General features: G+C 66.1%; 21 protein-coding genes. 14 read left to right on the top strand and 7 right to left on the bottom strand.

The features are described from left to right. Positions 1-58: 58 nt before the first annotated feature. The 3 genes from LAQ58_RS10975 to LAQ58_RS10965 are packed head-to-tail and all read left to right on the top strand — an operon-like array spanning position 59 to position 2,787. Positions 59-496, top strand: a complete 438-nt coding sequence (locus LAQ58_RS10975) for a DUF5788 family protein (RefSeq protein WP_224450161.1) — start codon at positions 59-61, stop codon at positions 494-496. 43 nt (positions 497-539) lie between these two features. Then, the gene (polX, locus tag LAQ58_RS10970; RefSeq protein WP_224447504.1) at positions 540-2,288 is read left to right on the top strand and encodes a DNA polymerase/3'-5' exonuclease PolX; all 1,749 of its coding nucleotides are present in this window, start codon (positions 540-542) and stop codon (positions 2,286-2,288) included. 1 nt (position 2,289) lies between these two features. Further along, positions 2,290-2,787, top strand: coding sequence for a Mut7-C RNAse domain-containing protein (locus tag LAQ58_RS10965; protein WP_224447503.1), 498 nt, complete (start codon positions 2,290-2,292; stop codon positions 2,785-2,787). A gap of 13 nt (positions 2,788-2,800) precedes the next feature. On the opposite strand, the gene LAQ58_RS10960 is transcribed toward LAQ58_RS10965, so the two are convergent. After that, positions 2,801-3,805, bottom strand: coding sequence for a cell division protein CdpA domain-containing protein (locus tag LAQ58_RS10960; RefSeq protein ID WP_224447502.1), 1,005 nt, complete (start codon positions 3,803-3,805; stop codon positions 2,801-2,803). A 230-nt stretch (positions 3,806-4,035) separates the two neighbouring features. On the opposite strand from LAQ58_RS10960, the gene LAQ58_RS10955 reads away from it, so the two are divergent. After that, positions 4,036-4,323: a DUF5789 family protein gene (locus LAQ58_RS10955; protein WP_224447501.1), complete on the top strand. Its 288-nt coding sequence runs from the start codon at positions 4,036-4,038 to the stop codon at positions 4,321-4,323. A gap of 45 nt (positions 4,324-4,368) precedes the next feature. Next, on the top strand, positions 4,369-4,818 hold the full coding sequence (locus tag LAQ58_RS10950) for a DUF302 domain-containing protein (protein WP_224447500.1): 450 nt from the start codon (positions 4,369-4,371) through the stop codon (positions 4,816-4,818). A gap of 5 nt (positions 4,819-4,823) precedes the next feature. Here LAQ58_RS10950 and LAQ58_RS10945 read toward each other — a convergent pair whose 3' ends face one another. From LAQ58_RS10945 to LAQ58_RS10935, 3 genes are all read right to left on the bottom strand, one after another. Continuing rightward, positions 4,824-5,030: a hypothetical protein gene (locus LAQ58_RS10945; protein ID WP_317988536.1), complete on the bottom strand. Its 207-nt coding sequence runs from the start codon at positions 5,028-5,030 to the stop codon at positions 4,824-4,826. 8 nt (positions 5,031-5,038) lie between these two features. After that, positions 5,039-6,337: a DNA repair protein NreA gene (gene nreA / locus LAQ58_RS10940; RefSeq protein ID WP_224447499.1), complete on the bottom strand. Its 1,299-nt coding sequence runs from the start codon at positions 6,335-6,337 to the stop codon at positions 5,039-5,041. A gap of 209 nt (positions 6,338-6,546) precedes the next feature. Next, positions 6,547-7,521: a transcription initiation factor IIB gene (locus LAQ58_RS10935; RefSeq protein ID WP_224447498.1), complete on the bottom strand. Its 975-nt coding sequence runs from the start codon at positions 7,519-7,521 to the stop codon at positions 6,547-6,549. Between the two features lie 139 nt (positions 7,522-7,660). Between LAQ58_RS10935 and rnhA the strand changes: the two genes are divergently transcribed. Beyond that, on the top strand, positions 7,661-8,254 hold the full coding sequence (rnhA, locus tag LAQ58_RS10930; RefSeq protein ID WP_224447497.1) for a ribonuclease HI: 594 nt from the start codon (positions 7,661-7,663) through the stop codon (positions 8,252-8,254). Beyond that, the gene (locus LAQ58_RS10925) at positions 8,247-8,813 is read left to right on the top strand and encodes a DUF7108 family protein (protein WP_224447496.1); all 567 of its coding nucleotides are present in this window, start codon (positions 8,247-8,249) and stop codon (positions 8,811-8,813) included. The genes rnhA and LAQ58_RS10925 overlap by 8 nt, the downstream gene beginning before the upstream one ends. Here LAQ58_RS10925 and LAQ58_RS10920 read toward each other — a convergent pair. Then, positions 8,794-9,150, bottom strand: a complete 357-nt coding sequence (locus LAQ58_RS10920; protein WP_224447495.1) for a PadR family transcriptional regulator — start codon at positions 9,148-9,150, stop codon at positions 8,794-8,796. The genes LAQ58_RS10925 and LAQ58_RS10920 overlap by 20 nt on opposite strands. Before the next feature lie 318 nt (positions 9,151-9,468). Here LAQ58_RS10920 and LAQ58_RS10915 point away from each other — a divergent pair, with 318 nt between their 5' ends. From LAQ58_RS10915 to LAQ58_RS10900, 5 genes are all read left to right on the top strand, one after another. Continuing rightward, the gene (locus LAQ58_RS10915) at positions 9,469-10,002 is read left to right on the top strand and encodes an inorganic diphosphatase (RefSeq protein WP_224447494.1); all 534 of its coding nucleotides are present in this window, start codon (positions 9,469-9,471) and stop codon (positions 10,000-10,002) included. 180 nt (positions 10,003-10,182) lie between these two features. Then, a complete protein-coding gene (locus tag LAQ58_RS18940; protein WP_255594779.1) occupies positions 10,183-10,314 on the top strand; it encodes a hypothetical protein in 132 nt (43 codons plus the stop codon). A gap of 130 nt (positions 10,315-10,444) precedes the next feature. Beyond that, the gene (locus LAQ58_RS10910; protein WP_224447493.1) at positions 10,445-11,371 is read left to right on the top strand and encodes a rhomboid family intramembrane serine protease; all 927 of its coding nucleotides are present in this window, start codon (positions 10,445-10,447) and stop codon (positions 11,369-11,371) included. A 3-nt stretch (positions 11,372-11,374) separates the two neighbouring features. Then, positions 11,375-12,145, top strand: coding sequence for an endonuclease V (locus LAQ58_RS10905; protein ID WP_224447492.1), 771 nt, complete (start codon positions 11,375-11,377; stop codon positions 12,143-12,145). A 53-nt stretch (positions 12,146-12,198) separates the two neighbouring features. Continuing rightward, positions 12,199-13,026 carry an SDR family oxidoreductase gene (locus tag LAQ58_RS10900; protein ID WP_224447491.1) on the top strand — a complete coding sequence of 276 codons (828 nt, stop codon included), beginning with the start codon at positions 12,199-12,201 and terminating at the stop codon, positions 13,024-13,026. 25 nt (positions 13,027-13,051) lie between these two features. Here LAQ58_RS10900 and LAQ58_RS10895 read toward each other — a convergent pair whose 3' ends face one another. Continuing rightward, a complete protein-coding gene (locus tag LAQ58_RS10895; protein ID WP_224447490.1) occupies positions 13,052-14,284 on the bottom strand; it encodes an ArsA family ATPase in 1,233 nt (410 codons plus the stop codon). A gap of 82 nt (positions 14,285-14,366) precedes the next feature. Continuing rightward, positions 14,367-15,464 carry a pyridoxal phosphate-dependent aminotransferase gene (locus LAQ58_RS10890; RefSeq protein WP_224447489.1) on the bottom strand — a complete coding sequence of 366 codons (1,098 nt, stop codon included), beginning with the start codon at positions 15,462-15,464 and terminating at the stop codon, positions 14,367-14,369. A 119-nt stretch (positions 15,465-15,583) separates the two neighbouring features. Between LAQ58_RS10890 and LAQ58_RS10885 the strand changes: the two genes are divergently transcribed. Both LAQ58_RS10885 and LAQ58_RS10880 read left to right on the top strand, forming a co-directional pair. Continuing rightward, on the top strand, positions 15,584-16,096 hold the full coding sequence (locus LAQ58_RS10885; RefSeq protein ID WP_224447488.1) for a CinA family protein: 513 nt from the start codon (positions 15,584-15,586) through the stop codon (positions 16,094-16,096). 180 nt (positions 16,097-16,276) lie between these two features. After that, positions 16,277-16,765, top strand: a complete 489-nt coding sequence (locus LAQ58_RS10880; RefSeq protein ID WP_224447487.1) for a metal-dependent hydrolase — start codon at positions 16,277-16,279, stop codon at positions 16,763-16,765. Positions 16,766-16,767 lie beyond the last annotated feature (2 nt).

Below are 16,767 nucleotides of genomic sequence, written 5' to 3'. Positions count from 1 at the left end.
CGTCGTTGCACCCGTTCCGGGGCGAAGGAGCGAAGTGCCGAGCGAAGCAAGGAACGGTATGAAGCAGTTCGAGCGAAAGCGGTTGTTGGAGCGGGTCAACCGCGAGGGCGCGACGATCGGCGCGGACATCCCCGACCGCATCGACGTGCAGGGAGAGGAGATAGACCTCCGCCAGTTCGTCTTTGAGATCAAGCGGCGCGATACCATCCCGCCCGGCGAGAGAAAGCGCGTCGACCAGGCGAAGAAGAATCTCCGCCGCGAGCGACTCCAGCGATTCCAGCGAATCGAGAACAACGAGGTGAGCTACGAGGAGGGCGAGCGACTCGTCGAGAGCATCGTCGGCATCGACCGGGCGCTGAACGCCCTCGAATCGCTCCAACCGACCGACCTGAATCAGGAGGCGGAGCTACAGGAGGCCGCCGACAAGAAGCGGTGGATGAAGTTCCTCCGACAGGCGCTCGGCCGCGACGACTCCGCGGGGCGGATGGGCCGATGAGCGTCCGACACACTGCCGCTCTCGTTTCCGTGAGGTGGTCCGCGTGACGACGAACGCCGAACTCGCCCACCGCTTCGAGGAGTTCGCGGAGTTCCTCGAAGCCCAGGGCGTCGACTACAAACCGCAGAGCTACCGCCGCGCCGCCGAGAACATCAGAAGCCACCCGCGGTCGGTCGCCGACCTCGCCAGAGAGGGGCAGGACGCCGTCGAGGAGATAGACGGCGTCGGCGACGCCATCTCCAGCAAAATCGTCGAGTACGTCGAAACCGGCGAAATCGAGGAGCTCGAAGAACTCCGCGCCGAACTCCCGGTCGACATGTTCGCGCTGACAAGCGTCGAGGGCGTCGGTCCCAAGACGGTCGGTGACCTCTACGAGGCGCTGGGAATAACGACGCTCGACGAGTTGGAAGCCGCGGCGGAGGCGGGCGAGATACAGGACGTGAAGGGATTCGGCGCGAAGACCGAGCGGAACATCCTCGACAACATCCCGTTCGCCCGCCAGTCGCAGGCGCGCGAACTGCTCGGCGACGCTCGCCCGGTGGCCGACGAACTGCTCGCCTACCTCCGCGACGTTGACGACGTCGAATCCGCGGAGGTCGCCGGATCGATTCGCCGCTGGCGCGACACCATCGGCGACGTGGACGTGCTCGTCGGCAGCGCCGACAGCGAGGCCGTCGTCTCGACGTTCACCGGCTGGCCGAGCGCCGACGGCGTCATCGAGGCGGGCGAGAGCAAGGCGAGTCTCCGCGCGAACGGCATCCGAGTCGACCTCCGCATCGTCGTCCCCGACGAGTTCGGCTCCGCGCTGCAGTACTTCACCGGGAGTCGCGACCACAACATCCAATTGCGGAACGTCGCCATTGACCGCGACCTGAAGATAAACGAGTACGGTATCTTCGATATTTCGGCGGTCGAAGACCCCGACGCGGGCCAGCGCGTCGGCGACCGAATTGGCGGGCGCACGGAGGCCGAGATCTACGAGGTGCTCGACCTCCCCGTCATCCCGCCCGAACTCCGCGAAGACAACGGCGAGATTCAGGCGGCGCAGAACGGCACGCTTCCGGACCTCGTCGGGGAGGACAAGATTCGCGGCGACCTCCACACGCACACCGACTGGTCCGACGGAAAGCACAGCGTCGAGGAGATGGTCGCCGCTGCCGCCGAGCGAGGCTACGACTACCACTGCGTCACCGACCACGCGACCGGTCCGGGGATGGTCGGCGGCGTCGGGCTCGACGACGACGACCTCAGAGAACAGATGGACGAAATCGAAGTAGTCCGCGAGAGCGCCGACATCGAGGTGTTCCACGGCGTCGAGGCGAACGTCAACGCCGACGGCGACATCTCCGTCGACGACGACCTGCTCGCCGAACTTGATGTCGTCGTCGCCTCGCCGCACAGCGCCCTCGACCAGGGGCGTGAAGACGCAACCGACCGCCTCGTCGCTGCTATCGAGCATCCGTCGGTCGATATCATCGGTCATCCCACGGGTCGTCTCATCAACCAACGCGCGGGCCTCGACCCAGATTTCGACCGACTTGCGGCGGCCGCCGCCGAGCACGACACCGCGCTCGAAATCAACGCGAACCCGGCGCGGCTTGACCTCTGGGGCGAGGTCGTCAAAGTCGCCGTCGACGCCGGCGCGACCATCGCTATCAACACCGACGCGCACAGCCCCGGCGAGTTCGAGAACGTGCGCTACGGCGTCCACACCGCCCGTCGCGGATGGGCCGAGACCGCGGACGTACTCAACGCGCGCGACGCGGCGGGCGTCCGCGAGTTCGTCGACTGAGATGGGCAAAGACGAGAACGCTGAAACGCCGAAGCACTCCACAGACCCCGAGAACGCGGCGTTGTTGCTCGACGTGATGCTCGGCAAACTCGCGGTGTACCTCCGGATGTGCGGCTACGACGCCGTTTACGCGCTCGACCGGGGAATAGAAGCCGACGACCGACTGCTGGTACTCGCCGATGAGGGAGGTCGTCGGCTCCTCACCCGCGACGTGCAACTCGCACAGCGCACGAGCGACGGCGTCCTCCTCGAATCGCGCGATGTCACCGACCAGTTACGGGAGCTCGAAGAAGCGGGCTTCGAGCTCTCCCTTAACGATCAGCCCGTTCGCTGCGGGCGGTGCAACGGTCCTGTCGAACGGGTCGGCGGCGACGAAAAAGTCCCCGAGTACGCCCCCAACCCGAGCGAGCGGGCGGTGTTTCGGTGCACTCGCTGCGGGCAGCACTTCTGGAAGGGGAGTCACTGGGACGCAGTCGAAGAGGCGCTCGCGTCGCTCTGATTCCGACGGCCGCTCAGTGGCGGTTCTCGCTCCGACTGCTCCACTCGTCGCAGGCGGCCATGTTGTCCATCAGTTCGCTGTGGTAGTGGCAGTACGGCTGCATGCCGTGTTCGGTCCGAACGTACTCGAAGTGCGCACAGCTTCCGCAGTAGCTGTCGCCTTTCGGTTGCCGGGGCTGACTCGGCGTCTCCGACGACAGTACCTCCGCGTCGCCGGGGACAGGGTCGTCCAGCGGCGAGTAGATGTCCGAGTCCGCCGCGCCGCCGTCGCTGACGGTCGAGTTGGAGGTGCTGCTCCAACTGGGGGAACCGTCCGAGGCGGAGGAGTGGTTCGAGCGAGAGCTGCCGAAACTGCCTCGCGACGGGTTCTCCGAGGTACCCCCGACCGAGTCGACCGAACTCACGTTCGTCGGTTGATTGGTCTGCGTCTCCACCTCGCCGTCAGGCGTCGCGCCGAGCAGTCCGACGCCGCCGAGACCCTTCACGGCCGAGCGTTCGACCTCGACGATCTTCGTCTCGCCCTGGCGGGTGACCTCCATGCGGACGGTGCCGCCGGGGTCGTTTCGCGTCTTGAAGTTCGCGACGCCGACGAACAGACACCAGAAGGTGGTGGCGCTGCCGAGGAAGTAGAGGCCCAGCGTGGGAAGAGTGAGTTCCATCTGTCCGCCGCCGCAGGACGCACCGGACCACTGACACGGGTACGCCTCCCAGAACAGCGCGACTCCGGCGAGCGTGATGAGCGCGCCGAGGACGGCGGCGAGGCGGGTTCGCCGCCCGGCGGGGAGGATGGCGAAGATGCCGAGGAACACCGCCGGGACGCCGAGGCCACCGAGCGTTATCCCGAGCTCCCGCGCCTGCCAGAGCGGCGCCTCCGGACCGACGAGGAGATTCGTCGTCGCGGCAACGATACCGAGAACGACGAGCAGTGCGCCGGTCAGAAACAGCCCGACGCCGGCGTACAGTCGACGGTCGCTCGCGTGTCTCGTTCCCGCCCTGTACGCCTCCGAGAGACTCGTCATGGCCGCGGCTACGTAACCACCCCACAAAACGATACGTCAGACGTGCGTCTGACGACGCGCGCTCGACGGGCCGAACGCGGAGCGAGACGGCCGAAATCGGCGTCGACTCCGCTAGCCTTCTCGTCGTTTCTGCCCCGGTCGACTCGGCAATCCACCTCGTCGTCTTCGTCCTCGACGACGACCCGGGACGGGTCGAAGAGATTAATGTCGGCGGTGGCAAACCGCCGGGTATGGCTGACGACGATGCGGAAGACGAGGGTCCAGTCGTCGAACTCGGTGACGGCGAACCGGTCGACGGCGCACCGGTGGCGCGCGTCGCGTCGCGACTGACCTGGCCGCAGCAGGCGAGTAGCATCCGACAGAAGGAAGGCGACGCCGTCGTTCGGACGCCGAACGGCGCGCAGACGCTCTCGGACGTGTTGGACCGCGTCGACGAGACGTACTTCGACACGCGGCAAACGTTCGTGCGCGAGATCCACGCCGTCGTCGGCGACGGTCCGGTCGAGACCTCGAACTGAGCGACGACCGCCTCGCTTTTTGCGTCGACGCCCGGAGTGTGAGCTATGGCTCTGCCAATCGACCCGTCGGCGCTCGACGCCGGCGACATCGGCGAGAAGCGCGCGACGCTCCACATGGACCACGAGGAAGCCATCGAACACATCCGAGAGACGTTTCTCGACGCCGGATTCGGTATCCCGGCGGAGTTTTCGCCCTCAGAGTTGCTCAACGAGAAGGTCGACGCCGATCGCGACCCGTACTATGTGCTCGGCGCGTGCAATCCGGCCATCGCCGACAGGGTGCTCGACGCCTCCGACAACAAGATGGGCGCGCTGTTCCCCTGCAACGTCGTCCTCTGGGAGGAGGAACCGGGCGTCCAGACGGTGTACCACTTGAGCATCATGCGCGTCGCCCGCCTCACGGGCATCGTGCCCGACGACGAGGAGATGGCCGATATCGTCGCCGAAACGGGCGAGTTGGTCGACGAGGCGTACGCAAACCTCGACACCGCGTAGTCGGACTACGGCCGATTTTCCACGGCGATTCGCTCCAGCGACTCGGCCATCGACGCGGTGTCTTTGCGGATTTTGTACAGCAGGTACAGCGCGATGAGCGGGACGAGCGCCATCAGTAAGTAGAAGACGCCGAAGAACGCGAGAATCAACAGTTCCGGTCCACCGGGGAACATCTGTAGCGGAAACATCGCCCTCAACCACTCAGTGGTCATACAAGTAATTAGTCGTCGTTCAGGCTACCCGCGCCGAAATCCGCGAGGTTCGTCTGCAACCCGGCGACCATTGCCGACTTCCGCCGGAGGTCGGCCATCGACACCGGAAGCAGGTTCGTGACTTCCCGAACCGCGTCGGCGAACGTCTCGCTCTCGCCGTGCTCGCCCTCGAAGGCGTGGCGCACCGACTCGCGCACTTGCCAGACACCGACGGGTCCCCAGTAGTCGTCGGAAACGTGCCGGAGGACGAGCACTTTCGCCTGTCGCCCGATGTTCGAGAGATGTTCGAGGACGCCGAGTCGAGCGGCGTAGTACGCGCCCGCCGTTTCGTCGACGTACCGCGTCCGGCCCTCGAACCCCTCACGGTCGCTCGACACCCACATGCCCGACTTGGGGTCGGGGTTCCAGATGCTGCCAGGCGCTTTCATCTCGACTAGTTCGTACTCCCACTGCCCGGGTGCGAGAATCACCCAGAACGCGTTACCGAGGTACTCGTTGCGCCACACCTGCACCGTATCGACGCTGGGCGCGTCGCGAATCGTCCCCCGAAGATACTGGCTCACAGTGTCGTCGACGGCGGTGATAGACCACCGCGTCGGGACGAGGCGACGGCTCGCGGACTCGCCGAGCGCGCCCGCCGAGAGCACGGTGTTGATGTCGTACACGTCGAGACCTCGGCGGTAGAGGTAGGTCATCGCACCCTGCGCCTGCCAGTCGTCGTCTTCGAGCGTCTTCTTCACCGGGCGCGGAACGTGCGGATTCTCGGCTAAATTTGCCGACTGCGCTCTGGCTCGCGGTCCCGTCGGCGTCGCCACGTCGTTTCGGCCCACGTCGAAGTCGAGGTCGGGACGGCCGTCGAGACCGATCTCGACCGACACCGGGCGGTCGGCGATGGCGACCTCCCGCTGGACGCCGAGAAAGCCGTCCCACGCGTCGTTGACGTTGGCGTCCGCGCCAACCTTCACCCCGGCGGACTGATTCGAGTTGAGCAGGCTCGTCCGGCGCTGGAACACGTCCTCGATGCCGACGCCCTCGTCGTACCACGCGCCGCTAGTCTCGAACGTTGCGGCGTCGTCCTCGAACCCGACCGGCGAGAGGATGCCAGTCGAGACGTTCGGGTAGTTCGCGCGACCGACGAAGATAGACGGTGAGACGCTCCCGAACAGCGAGTCGCCCTGCACCCGCTCGTCGAACCGGTGTTGGAAGGATTCGAGGTGGTCGACGATGGCGTAGGACTTCTCCATCGCCAGGCGCCGTCGTTCGGCGCGTTCGTTCTCCTCGAACTCGATGTAGTCGTCGAGCCGCATCGACTGCGATAGCCGCGCAGCGGGTAAGAAGCTTCGGCATGTCCCCACTGCGGGCGGTCGCGAACGGGCGATTCGGAACGGCGACACGAGGGCGGCGACGAGGAACACCGCTCCGCCGACGACCGTCGAATCGCGCAACAGCCTTCGGCCCTTGAGCGCGGGTCAGCGCGCGCGGTGATGTCGCTTCCGCCTACGCGTTTAACGCCTCACTAGCTCGGAATTCCCATCGCTTCAATCTGCTCTTGGTAGCGGTTTCGGATGGTGACCTCGGTCACCTGCGCGACGTCGGCGACTTCGCGCTGGGTCTTCTTCTCGTTGCACAGCAGCGACGCCGCGTAGATGGCGGCGGCGGCGAATCCAGTTGGTGACTTCCCGGAGAGAAGCCCCTGTTCGGCCGTCTCGTCGATTATCTCGTTGGCCTTCCCCTGCACCTCCTCGGAGAGGTCGAGCGCGGAGGCGAATCGAGGGACGTACTGCTTGGGATCGACCGGTTCGAGTTCGAGGCTCAACTCCTGTGAGACGTAGCGGTACGTTCGTCCGATCTCCTTTCGGTCGACGCGGGAGACCTCCGAGACCTCTTCGAGGCTCCGCGGAATCCCCTCCTGTCGGCAGGCGGCGTACAGCGCGCTCGTGGCGACGCCCTCGATGGAGCGGCCGCGGATGAGGTCCTCGTTGAGCGCGCGGCGGTAGATGACCGACGCGACTTCGCGAACCGAGCGCGGGACGCCGAGTGCCGACGACATGCGGTCGATTTCGGAGAGTGCGAACTGGAGGTTGCGCTCGCCCGCGTCCTTGGTACGGATGCGCTCCTGCCACTTGCGCAATCGGTGCATCTGACTACGTTTTTCGGACGAGAGCGAACGCCCGTAAGCGTCCTTGTCCTTCCAGTCGATCGTCGTCGTCAGTCCCTTGTCGTGCATCGTCTCGGTGATGGGCGCGCCGACGCGGGACTTCGACTGGCGCTCGGAGTGGTTGAACGCTCGCCACTCCGGTCCCCGGTCGATGTTCTGCTCCTCGACGACGAGACCCGTCTCCTCGTGGATGAGTTCCCCGTCCGCCGTCCGCACGAGGTCCTCGGGGTCGACGTCGTCCAACTCGTCCGCGTCGCTGCTCTCTTCGTCGGCCGACTGTTCGCCTCGCGCACGTCGCCGCTCGCGCCGCCGCTCACGAGTTGGTCCTGCCATCCTATTTATGTGGTAGTACGCTGGAGGTTGTTAAAATCTGGGACGGTGAGGACGACTGACGGGTTGCGTCGCGTCCGCCGCGACGGACGCCGAAACCGAAGACGAATCGACTTTCAGTCGCGCGCTCGCATCTCCGCCGATGCCGACTATCGAGTGTGACGTCGACGCGGCGCGAGAGCGGCTGGAGGCGGCCGGTGTCGACGTCTCTCCGGGGAACACCGACCACGAGCGGTGGCGCGCGACGCGCGGGGACGCCGTCGCCGTCGCCTACGACTCGAAGGTCGTCGTACAGGGAGCGAGTCCGACCGACCTCACGCTGTTGCTGCGCGAGGGAGGCGAACGCGGCCACGTCTACTTCGACGGCGCGAGTCGCGGCAACCCCGGTCCGGCGGCCATCGGATGGGCCATCGTGACGAGCGACGGCATCGTCGCCGAAGGCTCTGAGCGGATCGGCGAGACGACGAACAACCGCGCGGAGTACGAGGCGCTGATAACGGCGCTGGAAGCGGCGCGAGATTACGGACTCGCCGAGGCCGACGTGCGCGGCGACTCGCAGCTCATCGTCAAGCAGGTCCGCGGCGAGTGGAAGACGAACGACCCTGGACTGCGCGAGCGGCGCGTCCGGGCGAACGAACTGTTGATGGGATTCGACCGCTGGACGCTCGAACACGTGCCGCGGGAGATAAACGAACGCGCCGACAAGCTTGCGAACGAGGCACTCGACGATGGCTGAACTTCCCGAGGGGGTGCGGACGACGGCGGAGCGACTCACCAGACTGGCGCGCGACGCGGTGGATCCCAACGAGGCGGAGGCGTACCTCGAGCGCCGCGACGCCGCCCTCGACGAGCACGGGTACGCCGCTCGCTACCGCGATGCCGACGACACGCTCGTCCTCTACCCCACGGAGTGGCTTGACGACGACGGCACCGTCGTCCTCGACCGGATCGACAACACGTCGCGGGCGGTGGAGCGCTCCCTCTCGGAGACCGGCGAGGAAGACGAGTGGACCGCCGTTGAGGAACACAACTCGCGTCTGGTCGCCGCCGTAGAGGAGTCCGCAGGCTCGGCCCACGCCGCGAACGCGCGGGCGTTCGCCGACTTCATGGGGAATCACTATGTGCGGCGCGTCGAGACGGCGGGGACGCCGGAGCTACGCGAGTTTCTCACGGAGTACTATCCGCGCAACTCGTGGCCGACTGAGGCGCAAAAAATGGTGGTTCGTGAGTCGCTCGAACTGCTGTTCGAGCAGGCCGGGGAGGAACTCCCGGACGTTACTCGTACGTCTCGATGACGTCGCGAACTTCGTCTGCCCGGTCCGTGCCCGTGACGAACTTCGAGAGCATCCAGTCGAGACGGTCCAGCACTGCCGAGTGCCCGGCGTCGGTCAGTTCGTACTGGTTCGTCCGCTTGTCAAGTTCGCTCTTCTCGACGAGGTCCATCTCCACCAGATCGTCGAGGTTGGGGTAGAGACGCCCGTGGTTGACTTCGGTCCCGTAGTACGACTCGAGTTCGCGCTTGATGGCGAGTCCGTACATGGGTTCCTCGGCGAGAATGACGAGGATGTTCTGTTGGAACGCGGTCAGGTCCCGTGCGGTGCCGGAGTCGTTGATTGTTTGTGCCTCTGACATACGTACTAAAATGTCATCTTACTATTTAACGCTTCTCAACTCACCGTTTGTTTCTGTTAGTGATACCCGAACGAGCGCGCTACGGAACCTCTTCGACAGCGCCCGCATCTGTCGGAAATCGTTTGTTTGCTTCCGATAAGCGGACGTTTCCGGCGCGTCTCGTCGAGTACCGCCTCTGACAGTGGTCCTCCCTCAAGACACTCATTCGAGGACAGAGGAAAGAAGGTTGTGGCCGATTCGTCGAGCCCCCGCCAACTGCCTCCGCGTCCCGCGGTCGTCCCGAAAATCATTTCCCTCAGATAGGGGAACTACGCACGCATGACGAATCTCTGGGAAGACCTCGAAACGGGACCTGACGCGCCGGAAACGATCTACGCTGTCGTCGAGTGTCTGAAAGGCGAACGCAACAAGTACGAGTACGACAAGGATATCCCCGGCGTCGTTCTCGACCGCGTCCTCCACTCGAACGTTCACTACCCGAGCGACTACGGCTTCATCCCGCAGTCGTACTACGACGACGAGGACCCCTTCGACGTAATGGTTCTCGTCGAGGACGCGACGTTCCCCGGCTGCGTCGTCGAGGCGCGCCCCGTCGCCCTGATGAAGATGGACGACGACGGCGAAAAGGACGACAAGGTCATCGCCGTCCCGACGGAGGACCCGCGCTTCGACCACATCGAGGACCTCGAGGACATCCCCCAGCAGCGACTCGACGAGATTGACGAGTTCTTCAAGACGTACAAGAACCTCGAGAAGGGCAAAGAAGTCGAGACGCTCGGCTGGGAGGACAAGCAGGCGGCCATGGACGCCATCGAACACGCCCAGAACCTCTACAACGAGCACTTCGGCTGAGCGGACGACCCTTCCAACTGGAGGGCGATCCGGCGGGCGGGCTCTCTCGAACGACGCTTCGACCGAACGAACGACGCCTCGCTCAGTGCGAATATTCGTCGGGCGCATCGGACGCCCGCCGGCCGATAAATTATGCGCATGGGTAATCTTTAGTGGTCGCGGCGGCTACGTTCGGGCGAGATGGCAGCGAAACAACCGCGACTCGGCGTTGACCACGTGACCGTCGTTCCGACGAACTTCGAGGTTCCCGAGAAGTTCGACTCCGCCGACGAGGACGACGCAGACGACCCGGACGGCGAATCGACCGAGTAGCCGCCGTAGCCACTTCCCCCGAGCGGCCGCCTCGTCCACCGCACGACACCCGAGCACGTAGACCGGCGTCTGGCCTGTCGCGCCGCCCGAGAGGAAACCCCTTTTACGACCCCACGACTACGGAGTCACAATGGCAGAATGTCACGAGTGCGGCGAGTACGAAAGCTTGCCGTACCAGTGTCGGCGCTGCGGAAACGCCTTCTGCGCCGAACATCGCCTCCCCGAGAACCACGACTGTCCGGGGCTAGACGCGTGGGACGACCCGAGCGGCGTCTTCGAGAGCGACTTCGACGACAGTGTCCGCTCCGGCGGCCGCTCCGAGGGCGTTCTCGACCGCCTGACCGGCACCGGCGGTCCGCTCGGCTACTTCCGCGGAAACCTGACGTACATCTTCCTCGGCCTGATGTGGCTCACGTTCATCTCCGAGTACATCGTCGGGTATCTGCTGACCGGCACGCTCTTTCCACAGGTTACCGCGTACGGTGCCGTTAGCGGGACGTGGCGCAGCATCTTCCTGCTCACCTCCGAGAACCCCGAGTACGTCTGGACGTGGTTCACGTCCATCTTCTCGCACGGTGGGTTCTTCCACATCGCGGCCAACAGCATCGCGCTGTACTTCTTCGGCCCGCTGGTCGAGCGCTACCTCGGCGCGAAGCGGTTCACCGCGCTGTTTCTCGTCAGCGGCGCGGTCGCCGGACTCGCGCAGATCGGCACCGCCATCGCCACCGGCGAGCCGTCGGCGGTGCTCGGCGCGAGCGGCGCGGTGATGGCGATTCTCGGCCTGTTGACCATCGTCAACCCCGAACTTCGGGTGATGCTCCTGATTCCGCCGATCCCGCTTCCCATCTGGGCGCTGACAGGGTTCTACGTCGTCTTCGACCTGACGGGAGCCATCACGCCGATTCTCGGCGGCGGTATCGCCCACTACGCCCACCTGACCGGCCTCCTCGTCGGACTGCTGGTCGGCCAGTACGTGAAGGGACAGCGGAACGTCCCCAACCGCCTCAACTTCGGCGGGGGCGGCGGGATGGGTGGAGGCGGCCGCCGCCGCTTCTGAGCGATGTCGCCCGCCCGCCCCGAGTTCATCCCTGACCCGACGCTCTCGCGCGAGGAGATGGAGGCGCTCCAACGCGACATCGCCGACGCCGCCCGCTTCGAAGACGAGTTCGCGTTCGACCCGGCGGCCGTCTCGACGGCCGAGTCGACGCTCGTGCCGCAGTCCGACCGACCGCTCGTCGCCGGCGTCGATCAGGCGTTTCTCGACGAGAAGGTCGTGAGCGCCGTCGTCGTAGCCCGCGGCACCGAAATCGTCGAACAAGCCTACGCCGTCTCGAAGCTCTCGATTCCGTACGTTCCCGGTCTCCTCTCGTTCCGCGAAGGCGGACCGATTCTCGACGCGTTCGAGAATCTGGAGACCGACCCGGACCTCGTCGTCTTCGACGGTAGCGGCCGCATCCACTTCCGGCAGGCCGGACTCGCGACGCACATGGGCGTCGTCCTCGACGTACCGAGCGTCGGCGTCGCCAAGGGGTTGCTCTGCGGGACGCCCCGCGATTCCGTCGACGAGCGACCCGAGGGCTGGCGGACGCCCGTCGAGGCGAACCGCCGCGTCGACGCCCCCGACGGAACGGTCATCGGCTACGCGTTCCAGTCGCGGCAGTACGCGTCGAGTCGGAATATCAATCCGCTGTACGTCAGTCCGGGCCACCGCGTCTCGGCGGAGACCACGGTCGATCTGATCGAACGACTCTGCGGCGGCTACAAGCTCCCCGAACCGACTCGGTTGGCCGACGCTTACGCCGACGAAGTAAAGCGGGAGTACCGCGACTGAGTTCCGCCCGTCGAACGCCGTACAGTTAACTATCCAGCCGACGACGTTTCGGTGTGAAACCAGAGACTGTCCTCATCACTGGCTGTTCGTCCGGCATCGGCCGCGCCACTGCCCGTGCCTTCCTCGCGGAGGACTGGGTGGTGTACGCGACGGCGCGCAACCCCGCTGACATCCAGCAACTCGGCGAGGAGGGGTGCGAACTCGCGACCCTCGACGTAACCGACCAGAGCGACGTCGACCGGGTCGTCGACCGCATCGTCGACGAACAGGGCGCGATTCACTGCCTCGTCAACAACGCGGGTTACGGCCAGTTCGGCCCTATCGAAGACGTACCCGTCGAATCGGTCGAAAAGCAGTTCGCGGTCAACGTGTTCGGCCCGCACCGCCTCACCCGGGCCGTGTTGCCGCACATGCGGGCGGAGGGCGACGGCACTATCATCAACGTCTCCAGCGTCGCCGGACGCCTCTCGTTCCCCGGCAGCGGCGTCTACTCGGGGTCGAAGTTTGCCCTCGAAGCGATGACCGACGCGCTCCGCGCCGAAGTCGACGAGTACGGGATTGACGCCGTCCTCGTCGAACCTGGGCCGGTCGAGACGCAGTTCTCCGAACGCGCCGAGGAGGAAGTCGACGACGGGATGGAGCGCTCGGGCGCATACGGATCGTTCTACAAACTGTTCGAGGACACGCGGGCGCTCGGCGGTGACGGCCCCGGTGCCGTGCCGCCGCGACGCGTCGCCGACGAAATCGTCAACGCCGCCAGTTCGACGAAACCCGCCTCACGCTACCCGGTCGGTATTATCGCCGAAATCGGGTCGTTCGCCCGCTTCCTCCCCGACGGCATCCGGGACAGTCTCTACGGTCTCGCGCGGAAACTCGGGTGAGGGAAGAACGGTCGATTCGTTCGTCTCAGGCCAGACACGCCGCGACTACCCGCAACGCATCTTCTCCGCGAACTTCGTCGGCGAGCAGCGGTACCCGCTTCACGTCGCGGCCGCGGAACAGTTCCGTCGCCCGGCGGAGCGAGCGCTGCTGGACCTGCCAGCGTCGCTGACAGAACTCGCAGTGTTCCGTGTCGGGAGCGACGACCCAGTCGGGGTCGATTCCTGCCACGTCGCTTGGGTCCTCCATCACGCGGTTGACGACGAGCGTCCGCACCGGGATGCCGAACTCGTCGAGGCGGGCGACGAGGCGCTCGGACTCGACGACGCTCATCTCTTCGGGTATCATCACGACGCGGAAATCCGTCCGCTCGGGGTCCCGAAGCACGGCGCGAAGCCGCTCGATTCGCTCCTTCGCCTCCTCCAGTTGCTCCATCCCGTCCGGACCGGGGTCGCCGGCGCCGAACATCCCCTTCAGGTTCTCCATCATCCCGCGCATCCGCTCGCGGAAGCTGACGAGGCGGCCGACCATCGAGTCGAGCATCTCCGGCAGTTGGAGCAGCCGAAGCGTGTGGCCCGTCGGCGCGGTGTCGACGACGACCCGATCGAACCGCGGGTCGTCCATGTACTCCAACAGCTGTCGCATCGCCGCCATCTCGTCTGCGCCGGGCATCGTCCCGTCCAGTAGCGGGTGGCCGCCCTCGGAGTCGTCTCCCGCAAAGGGATTCTCGTCGCCGCCGAAGGGGTCGCCCGCGCCGGGACCTGTGCCAGCGCCGCCGGGACCCCCAGCGCCGCCCATCCCGCCCATTCCGCCGAACATATCGCCCATGCCACCCATCCCGCCGAACGGGTCGCCGCCCTCGCCGAACAGCCCGTCGTCTATCGCGGCGTCGGGGTCGATCTCGGCGGCGAAGAGCGGGATGTCCTCGCGGATGCGCGTCGGTTCAGCTGGAATCTCGCCGCCGAGCGTGTCCGACAGCGAGTGCGCGGGGTCGGTGGAGACGACGAGCGTCGTCGCGCCGTCGGCGGCGCTTCGCAGCGCCGTCGCCGCCGCCATCGTCGTCTTCCCGACGCCGCCCTTCCCGCCGTAGAGGACGAACTCCGCGGCGTCGACGTCGCCCGGGAGGTCCGAAAGGTCGTCCGTCGTCTCGACTTCCACGTCTATCGACGCCGCCGACCCGTCGTCGACCGCCGAATCGTCTTCTCCCCCTGCCTCGGAGTCGCCGACGGCGTCGACGGGTTCCACGTCGAGATCTGTCATACCCCTACTCGCGTCCGAGCGCTTGTGTACCCGTCGGTCCAATCCTCGAACGGGCGACGGACCGTCGAGAAGGGGAGAAGACTCAGAAGTAGTCGGCCAACCGCTTCGCCGCCTCTTGGGCCCGCGGCGTGACGAGCGCGAACCGAATCCACTCCTCGCGCGAGGGACCGAACGCCTCACCGGGCATCCCGGCGACGCCCGCCTCGTCGATGAGTCGCTCGACGTTCGCCATCGTCCCCGGGAACCCGTCGAACCGCGCGAGCACGTAGAACGCTCCCTCCGGGCGGGTGTACTCCGCCCCGGCGGCGTCGAGCGCGTCGGTGAACGCGGCGATGCGGTCGCGGAGCATCGCGCGCGTCTCCTCGTAGTACGTCGGATCGGTCTCGCGGAGCGCCCGCAACACGGCGTACTGCGCGGGGTTGCTCCCGGCGACGTTGACGAGCATGTGGCGCGTCTTCGCGGCGTCGACGAGCGACTCGGGGAAGATGGCGTAGCCCACGCGGAACCCCGTAATCGCCATCGACTTCGAGAACGCGGTGGTGACGATTCGGCGGTCGGAGTCGATGGTGAGCGCGCTCTCGAACTCGCCGGTGTGGTCGAAGTGGTCGTACACTTCATCGGCGACGAGCAAGGCGTCCACCTCCTCCGCGAGCGAGACCAGCTCCTCCATCGTCTCGCGGTCGTAGACGACGCCCGTTGGGTTGTTCGGCGTGTTCGCGACGATGAGCGCCGTCTCCTCCGTTGCCGCCTCCCGCATCGCCGCCACGTCGGCGCCGCCGTCCTCGACGACGGGGACGAGTGTCACGTCGCCGCCGAGCATCTGCGCCTTACCGGGGTAGTACGGGTACACTGGGTCGGTGAGCAGCACTCCGTCCCCGGCGTCTCGTTCCAGCGCGCGCGCCATCGCGAGGTAGTTCGCCTCGCCCGCACCGTTCGTGATGACGATTTGGGAGGCGTTGACGTTGCGACGCTCGGCTATCTCCTCGCGCAGTTCGGTGAGACCGGCGCTCGGGCCGTACTGGAACGCGTCGGCGTCGGCGTCAGCGAACTCCCGCAGACCGTCCCGCAGCGCCGAGGGCGGTTCCCAGTCGGGGTTGCCGCTCACCATGTCGATGACGTCGTGGTCGGCGGCCTCGGCGTAGCGCATCACTCGGAAGAACAGCGGTTCGTCGTACTCCATAGTTCGGCGTCGGACGGGGGGTAGTTGCCTCTTTCGTCCGCGGTAGACGAGGCAGCGCCGCGGCGAACCCGGACCGTAGTCGAGGGAGGTTTTTGCGAACCGGGGCCGTAGCCCCGCTCATGCGAAACTATGTGGACGATCCACCGGTCGAAGAACGCCTCGGCGACGCGCTTCGCGAACGCGGCGACACCGTCGCCGTCGCCGAATCCTGCACGGGCGGCCTCGTCGGGTCGCTCTTGACCGACGTACCGGGGTCGAGCGACTACTTCGACCGCTCGGTCGTCACCTACTCGTATGACGCGAAACGGGACCTGCTCGCCGTCTCCCGGGAGTCACTCGACGAACACGGGGCTGTGAGCGCCGCCGTCGCCCGCGAGATGGCCCAGGGCGTCAGAGACACCGCCGATACGACGTGGGGTCTCGCGACGACGGGCATCGCCGGGCCGGACGGCAGCAGCGACAAGAAACCAGTCGGGACGGTGTACGTCGGTCTCGCTTACGCCGCCGAGTGGGGAACCGGTGAGTCGTACGCGACGGCGACGCGCCGCGAGTTCGATGGCGCGCGACTCGACGTGAAAGAGCAGTTCGCCCGAGCGGCGATGCGGACGCTGGAGGACGCGCTCGCGGACTGAGCGCGGCCGAATGAGGCGGCCGACCTAACGCGCACGCCCGAACACAACCGATTGAACGCGCCCGACCGAACGCGGCCGACTGGGTGTGAGTGCGCACGCCCGACCCGACGGCCCGACGGCGAACCGCCCGCCGACAGGTGGAAACGTTTGTATCGGTTCAGTTCGACGGACCGTCGTCGGATGAATAAAAAAGGTCACGTGTTGAACGCCGCCCTCCTCAGCATCGGTCTCGGCTACGTGCTCGAACCGTCGGGTGACGTGCCGACGTTCGTCGCCATCGCCGAGATATCCGTCCCCGTCGTCCTCGGTGCACTGTTTCCCGACGTGGACACGGCGTTCGGCAAACACCGCAAGACGCTGCACAACTTCTTAGTCCTCGGTATCTTCCTCGCCTTCCCGCTTCTCTTCGACAACCTCCGCTTCGTCTGGGTCGGGGTGCTCACGCACTACGTGCTTGACCTGTTCGGCAGCAGGCGAGGGTTGGCGTTCTTCTACCCCTACGAGAAGGAGTACAGCTTCCCCATCGGCGTCACCACGACGAGCAAGTGGGCGGACTTGGTGACGGTGCTCATCACGTTCGCCGAAGTCGCGCTGTTCGCGGCGGTTCACTACTACGTGGTGCCGCTGGACGGCGGACTCGAAACGGTCACGGCGCTTGTCGGTTTCTGAGG

The organism is Haloprofundus salilacus, from assembly GCF_020150815.1.
GTDB classification, from domain to species: domain Archaea; phylum Halobacteriota; class Halobacteria; order Halobacteriales; family Haloferacaceae; genus Haloprofundus; species Haloprofundus salilacus.
Note: the sequence above shows the minus strand (reverse complement) of the source record. Positions and strands in the feature narration are given on the sequence as shown.

What these genes read in the sequence shown, in the direction of transcription:
- LAQ58_RS10920 (WP_224447495.1), bottom strand. Translation starts at nt 9,150, where the DNA reads ATGTCAGAGGCACAAACAATCAACGACTCCGGCACCGCACGGGACCTG.
- LAQ58_RS10895 (WP_224447490.1), bottom strand. Translation starts at nt 14,284, where the DNA reads ATGACAGATCTCGACGTGGAACCCGTCGACGCCGTCGGCGACTCCGAG.
- LAQ58_RS10885 (WP_224447488.1), top strand. Translation starts at nt 15,584, where the DNA reads ATGCGAAACTATGTGGACGATCCACCGGTCGAAGAACGCCTCGGCGAC.
- LAQ58_RS10905 (WP_224447492.1), top strand. Translation starts at nt 11,375, where the DNA reads ATGTCGCCCGCCCGCCCCGAGTTCATCCCTGACCCGACGCTCTCGCGC.
- LAQ58_RS10915 (WP_224447494.1), top strand. Translation starts at nt 9,469, where the DNA reads ATGACGAATCTCTGGGAAGACCTCGAAACGGGACCTGACGCGCCGGAA.
- LAQ58_RS18940 (WP_255594779.1), top strand. Translation starts at nt 10,183, where the DNA reads ATGGCAGCGAAACAACCGCGACTCGGCGTTGACCACGTGACCGTCGTT.
- rnhA (WP_224447497.1), top strand. Translation starts at nt 7,661, where the DNA reads ATGCCGACTATCGAGTGTGACGTCGACGCGGCGCGAGAGCGGCTGGAG.
- LAQ58_RS10910 (WP_224447493.1), top strand. Translation starts at nt 10,445, where the DNA reads ATGGCAGAATGTCACGAGTGCGGCGAGTACGAAAGCTTGCCGTACCAG.
- LAQ58_RS10955 (WP_224447501.1), top strand. Translation starts at nt 4,036, where the DNA reads ATGGCTGACGACGATGCGGAAGACGAGGGTCCAGTCGTCGAACTCGGT.
- LAQ58_RS10950 (WP_224447500.1), top strand. Translation starts at nt 4,369, where the DNA reads ATGGCTCTGCCAATCGACCCGTCGGCGCTCGACGCCGGCGACATCGGC.
- LAQ58_RS10960 (WP_224447502.1), bottom strand. Translation starts at nt 3,805, where the DNA reads ATGACGAGTCTCTCGGAGGCGTACAGGGCGGGAACGAGACACGCGAGC.
- LAQ58_RS10880 (WP_224447487.1), top strand. Translation starts at nt 16,277, where the DNA reads ATGAATAAAAAAGGTCACGTGTTGAACGCCGCCCTCCTCAGCATCGGT.
- LAQ58_RS10925 (WP_224447496.1), top strand. Translation starts at nt 8,247, where the DNA reads ATGGCTGAACTTCCCGAGGGGGTGCGGACGACGGCGGAGCGACTCACC.
- LAQ58_RS10890 (WP_224447489.1), bottom strand. Translation starts at nt 15,464, where the DNA reads ATGGAGTACGACGAACCGCTGTTCTTCCGAGTGATGCGCTACGCCGAG.
- LAQ58_RS10975 (WP_224450161.1), top strand. Translation starts at nt 59, where the DNA reads ATGAAGCAGTTCGAGCGAAAGCGGTTGTTGGAGCGGGTCAACCGCGAG.
- LAQ58_RS10935 (WP_224447498.1), bottom strand. Translation starts at nt 7,521, where the DNA reads ATGGCAGGACCAACTCGTGAGCGGCGGCGCGAGCGGCGACGTGCGCGA.
- LAQ58_RS10965 (WP_224447503.1), top strand. Translation starts at nt 2,290, where the DNA reads ATGGGCAAAGACGAGAACGCTGAAACGCCGAAGCACTCCACAGACCCC.
- nreA (WP_224447499.1), bottom strand. Translation starts at nt 6,337, where the DNA reads ATGCGGCTCGACGACTACATCGAGTTCGAGGAGAACGAACGCGCCGAA.
- LAQ58_RS10945 (WP_317988536.1), bottom strand. Translation starts at nt 5,030, where the DNA reads ATGACCACTGAGTGGTTGAGGGCGATGTTTCCGCTACAGATGTTCCCC.